Here is a 5,836-nt window from a genome sequence, read left to right on the forward strand (position 1 = left end):
GCGCTCGACGTCTCGCTCTTGGGGGTGACGGCCAGGATGACGCCGGGCATGGCGGCCGAGAAGCTGCCGACGCCGAAGCCCAGCACGCCCATGGCCGCGAGCAGTTCGGCCAGGTTGGACCGGGCCGCCGCGAACAGGACGAACCCGCCGCCGACGATGGCGGCGCTGCCGGCCAGGAGCAGGGGGCCGTCGATCCGTTCGCGGACCCGGGGCGTGAGTTTTCCGGCGACGAACCCCAGCACGGAGAACGGGATGAGGACCAGCCCCGCCACGAAGGTGGTCAGCCCGAAGCCGTAGCCGGCGCTGTGCGGCGTCTGCGCGTAGCGGGTGACGAGCGTGAGCAGGAGGTACATGCCGCTCCCGCCGACGAACATGGCGATGTTCGCCCCGGCGACCGCCGGGTGCCGTACCGCCCGGACGTCGACCAGAGGCGTCGTGCCGCGCAGCTCGGACACGGTCCAGACGCACAGCAGAAACACCGCGGCGACGGCAAGGGTCACCGCCACGGCGAGGTGTCGGCTCCACAGGCTCCTCTCACCGGCCAGGAACAGGACGAGGAACAGCCCAGCCGCCAGGACGAGCGCACCGGCCACGTTCACGTGAGCGCAGCGGCCTTCGGGAGCCGCGGGCACGGAGCGCCAAGCGGTCAGGAATGCGATGGCGGTGACGAGCAGGCCGAGGCCATAGGCGGCCCGCAGTCCGCCGAACTCGGCGAACAGCGCGGCCAGCGGGTAGCCGACGCCGACTCCGATGATGGAGACCACTGAGATCAGGGCGATCGTGGCCGCGCTGCGCTTCTCGGGAAGGTGGTCGCGGGCCACGCCCATCATCAGCGCCGTGAGACCGAGTCCGGCGCCCTGGGCCGCCCTGCCGGCGAGCAGCCAGGCGAACGGCAGCGGCAGCACGGTGAGCGCGCTGCCGACGACGACGATCGCCAGCGTGGCGAGAATCGTGGCCCGTCGGTGCGGACCGGCGCCGAGCCGACCGAGGACGGGTGTGGCGACGGCGCCGCTGAGCAGGGCGATGGTCAGCGTCCACTGTGCGCTGTCGAGGGAGACGCGGAACGTGGTCGCCACGCTGGTGATGAGCGGCGTCCCGAGGCTGGCGACCGCCGCCACGACCAGGGCGATGAACATCAGGGCCGGGACCAGCAGACGTGTCTCGGAACGTGTCAGGGCGGTACTCGTGGGCTGGGCCGCGGTCACCGGTGCGACTCCTCTCGGGCGTGGCTTTCGAGCTCCGCCAGATGCAGCAGCGCCGGAAGGGCTGCCGCCAATGCCCCGACCTCGTCGCCGGTGAGTTGGTCGATCAACCGCGCGTACGCGTCGACGCCCGCCTGGCGCCGGGTCCGGACGTACGACGCGCCGTCCTCGGTCAGGCGCACCAGCGTGACCCGCTTGTCGGACGGATCGCCCGTCCGCTCGACCAGCCCGGATTCCTCCATCACCCGGACCAGGACGGTCATCGCGGGCTGGGTGACACCCTCGGTCACCGCCAGGTCGGTGATCCGTCGCGGGCCGGTCTTGTCCAGGGTGGCCAAGGTGGCGGCGGACGTCAGGCTCATGTCGCGGGGAAGGTGCCTCACGGCCCTGGTGGCAAGCCCGTAGAGGGCTGACCCGATGGCATCGGAAGCGCCGCGCGCGGCCCCTTGGCGACTCATGCCTGAAGCATAGCAGGCTTATATTGATTCTTTATGCATATGCCGATCAGGGTGCGCCGCCCGGACCGCGCCCCACAGTCGGGACAGCATCGCAATGTCGTCGACGCCGACCGCCTCCACCCCGACCAAGTTGAGTTCGCGGACTTTTGCGTGTTTTTGCCGCCTGCGCTGCGGCGGCATTGGTGGGTTGGGGCGGCCCGTGCCTTGTCCCGCGCTCCTGACGGTCCCGGTTTCATGTGAGGTGGTGAATGCGTATTCCTCTATGGTTTAGCGCATGGTGGCTGGTGCCCGGCTGGGCGTTGATTTCGGTACGTCTCATACGGTCGCGGTCTGGTCGAGAATGGATGGTCCGGCCTCGTCGTTGTTGTTCGACGGTTCTCCCCTGTTGCCCTCGGGGGTGTTCGCGGATGATGCGCGGGGGCTGGTTACGGGCCGGGATGCGGTCAACGCGGCGAGGATTGATCCGGGGCGGTTTGAGCCGAATCCCAAACGGTGCATTGATGACGGGTCCCTGTTGTTGGGCGGCCGGGAGCTTCCAGTCGCGGAGGTGATCGGTGCGGTGCTGGCGCGGGTGCGTTCCGAGGCCGAGCGGGTCATTGGCGGGATCCCGGAGGCGGTGTCGGTGACGCATCCGGCCGTGTGGGGGCCGAGGCGGTTGGTGATCCTCGCCGATGCCGCGACACGAGCGGGGTTGGGGGATGTGGACTTGGTGGCCGAGCCGGTGGCCGCGGCGGCGTACTTTTCGACCGCGCTGGGTCGGGAGATCGCCGAGGGCCGTGGGGTGGTGGTGTTTGACCTGGGCGGTGGGACGTTCGATGCGACGGTGGTGGCGCGCGGCGAGGCCGGCCTGGAGGTGCGGGCGGTCGACGGGCTGGACGATTTCGGTGGCGTCGACATCGATGACGCCATTGTGGATTATGTGGGTCGGTCCATGGTCGATGATCCCGGATGGGCGCGGCTGGCCAACCCGGCCTCATCGGATGACCGGCGGGCGAGCCGGGTGCTGTTCGAGGAGGTGCGGATGGCGAAGGAAACCCTGTCGCGCCATGCGAGTGCTGATTTCCTTATCCCGCAAACAGATACCACGACTCACCTGACTCGCGAGGAACTGGAGACCATCACCCGGCCCCTTTTGGGACAAGCGGTTGATGTCACCAAGGCGGTCATCCAGATGGCGAAACTACCCGGCGACCGCCTGGCGGGGGTGTTTCTGGTTGGTGGTGGCAGCCGTATGCCTCTGGCCGCCACGCTCCTTCACCGGGCACTGGAAATCGCTCCCACCATTCTGGAGCAACCCGAACTCGTTGTCGCCCAAGGCGCCACCACCATCACCAACCCCACAACGACGACCACGGCGCCACTGGCCGCGAGGGCGGCACCTCCCGCTGCGACCGTCCCGCAGCCACAAGCGAGCACACCGGCAACGGCCTCCACCAGCCCCGACGACACCGAAGCGGCCGAAGCCGCGTTCGACCTCGGCGCCGCGCTACATGAACAGGGGAAGCTCGGTGAGGCCGAGAAGTGGTACCGCAAGGCCGCTGGCGCCAACCACACCAGGGCCACGCACAAACTCGGCAACCTGCTGGACGAGCAGGGGAACAAAGCCGGGGCCGAGGCCTGGTGGCGAAAAGCCGCTGCCGCCGGGTACTCCAATGCCATGTATAACCTCGGCCTCCTGCTGAACGATCAGGGAAGGCCAGCCGAGGCCGAGGGCTGGTATCGCCAGGCCGCCGACGCCGGGGACACCGATGCCATGTACGACCTCGGCCTCCTGCTGAACGGCCAGGGGAGGCTGGGTGAGGCGGAAGCCTGGTGGCAAACGGCCGCTGAGGCCGGGTACGACGAAGCCGCGGTCAAGCTCGGCTTCGTCGCGAATGGGCAGGGGAAGCCCGGTGAAGCCGAGAAGTGGTACCGCAAGGCCGCCGACGCCGACCACACGACTGCGATGTTCAACCTCGGTCTCCTCCTGTGCGAACAGGAGAGGCTGGGTGAGGCAGAAACCTGGTATCGCAAGGCCTCCGAGGCCGGCGACACCGAAGCGATGTACAACCTCGGCTTCCTGCTGGACGGTCAGGGAAGGGCTGCCGAGGCCGAAGGCTGGTGGCGCAAGTCCGCCGACGCCGGGTACACCCATGCCGCGTTCGATCTCGGCATCATGGCGAGTGGGCAGGGGAAGCCCGGCGAAGCCGAGAAGTGGTACCGCAAGGCCGCCGACGCCGACCACACCAAGGCCATGTACAACCTTGGGCTCGTTCTATACGAGCAGGGGAAGGTGGGTGATGCCGAAGCCTGGTGGCGAAAAGCCGCTGCCGCCCACCACACCGATGCCATGTATAACCTCGGCATCCTGCTGCAACAACGGGGGAGACTCGAAGACGCGCAGGGCTGGTACCGCGAGGCCGCCGAGGCCGATCACACCGAGGCCGCGTACAACCTCGGTGCCGCGCTACATGATCAGGGGAAGCGGCGCGAGGCCGAAGCCTGGTGGCGCACGGCCGCCGACGCCGGTCACACCAAGGCCGCGTACAACCTCGGCATCGTTCTGGATCGACAAGGGATGCGGCGCGAGGCCGAGGGCTGGTACCGCACGGCCGCCGACGCCGGGTACGCCGATGCCATGCACAACCTCGGCCTCTTGCTGCGCGAGCAGGGGAGACACCGCGAGGCCGACGACTGGCTCCGCAAGTCCACCGCAGCGCAGTAAGGCCCCGAAGTCTCGCCCGTTGTCGATGGGTGCCAGGCGAAGGGCACGTTTTTCGACAGACTGATCCCGTACTCGGTGTCGGGTGCCGTTGGCGGACTTCGTGGTGACGGCGTCGAGTGCGCCCGGTTGAAGGCGCTCTTTGACGGCGCGGGGCGGGAGGGTTTGGTGGGGCCGCGGGCGTAGCGATCACAGGGGTCACTCCCCCACTGGGTGATGGGCGATCGACGTGATGCCCGACCAAAGTTGGCCGGGCCTGTGTGGCCTTGGTGTCGTTCGAGTTCTTTCAGTCTCGCAGTTAGTGCCATCGGCGGCGGGATTCCCTACACTCAACAGTGTTTACAGAAACCAAGTCCCTCCTCAAAGGAGGCCCCCATGAACGTCCCACCCATCAACCATTCCCGCCGGGCGGTGCTCGCGGCGCTGGCGCTGGCCCCGGTGGCGATCGGCACCGCCGCCATCGCCGGCCCCGCCGTCGCCGACCCGCTGTTCGACGCGGACGATTCCTCGCCGAAGGCCGACGATCCCGACCTGGGGCCGAACGTGAGCGTGTTCGATCCGTCGACGCCCACCGGGAGCATCCAGTCCAAACTGGATGATGTCTTCGGCAAGCAGGAGACCAACCAGTTCGGAGCCAACCGGTTCGCGTTGTTGTTCAAACCCGGCACCTACAACATCGACGCCAATGTTGGCTTCTACACCCAGGTTCTCGGCCTGGGGCTTTCGCCCGACGACGTCACCATCAACGGCGCCGTCCACGCCGAGGCTGACTGGTCGGACGGCAATGCCACGCAGAACTTCTGGCGTGCCGCCGAGAACCTGTCCGTCACCCCGTCGTCGGGTACCGATCGGTGGGCGGTGTCGCAGGCGGCGCCGTATCGCCGGATGCACCTGCGCGGCGATCTGGAGCTCGACGACGGCGGGTGGTCCAGTGGTGGGCTGCTCGCCGATTCCAAGGTGGACGGGCAGGTGCGCTCCGGCTCGCAGCAGCAGTGGCTGTCGCGCAATGCCGAGTTCGGCGACTGGAGCGGGTCCAACTGGAACATGGTGTTCGTCGGCGTGGACAATCCGCCGTCGGGCGACTTCCCGAGCCCGCCTTACACCAGAGTGGACACCGCCCCGATCGGGCGCGAGAAGCCGTTCCTCCACGTCGACCAGGGCGGCGCCTTCCAGGTGTTCGTTCCCAAGCCACGGACCGATTCCCGCGGGACCAGCTGGGGTTCCGGGACGCCCGACGGCGCCTCGTTGCCGATCAGTCAGTTCTTCATCGTCAAGGACGGACACACCGCGGCCGACATCAACCAGGCGCTGGCCGACGGCCAGGATCTGCTGATCACGCCGGGGATCTACCACCTCGACGACACCATCAAGGTGACCCGGGCCGACACGGTCGTGCTCGGGCTCGGCCTGGCCACGCTGGTGCCCGACAACGGGGTCACGGCGATGACCGTGGCCGATGTGGATGGTGTGAAGGT

General features: G+C 68.2%; 3 protein-coding genes and 1 pseudogene. 2 read left to right on the forward strand and 2 right to left on the reverse strand.

Annotated elements, in window-relative coordinates:
* On the reverse strand, positions 1-1,136 hold a 1,136-nt coding region (locus VE172_RS17065), incomplete at its 3' end, for an MFS transporter (protein ID WP_349258428.1).
* 65 nt (positions 1,137-1,201) lie between these two features.
* Complete coding sequence (locus VE172_RS17070; protein WP_349258429.1) at positions 1,202-1,564, reverse strand: MarR family winged helix-turn-helix transcriptional regulator; 363 nt, start codon at positions 1,562-1,564, stop codon at positions 1,202-1,204.
* Between the two features lie 370 nt (positions 1,565-1,934).
* Between VE172_RS17070 and VE172_RS17075 the strand changes: the two genes are divergently transcribed.
* Positions 1,935-4,364: a tetratricopeptide repeat protein gene (locus VE172_RS17075; RefSeq protein ID WP_324803152.1), complete on the forward strand. Its 2,430-nt coding sequence runs from the start codon at positions 1,935-1,937 to the stop codon at positions 4,362-4,364.
* 372 nt (positions 4,365-4,736) lie between these two features.
* Positions 4,737-5,836: pseudogene (locus VE172_RS17080) on the forward strand (coagulation factor 5/8 type domain-containing protein); the annotation flags it as partial.

Origin of the sequence: Stackebrandtia sp., assembly GCF_035643755.1 — a bacterium.
GTDB lineage: Bacteria > Actinomycetota > Actinomycetes > Mycobacteriales > Micromonosporaceae > Stackebrandtia.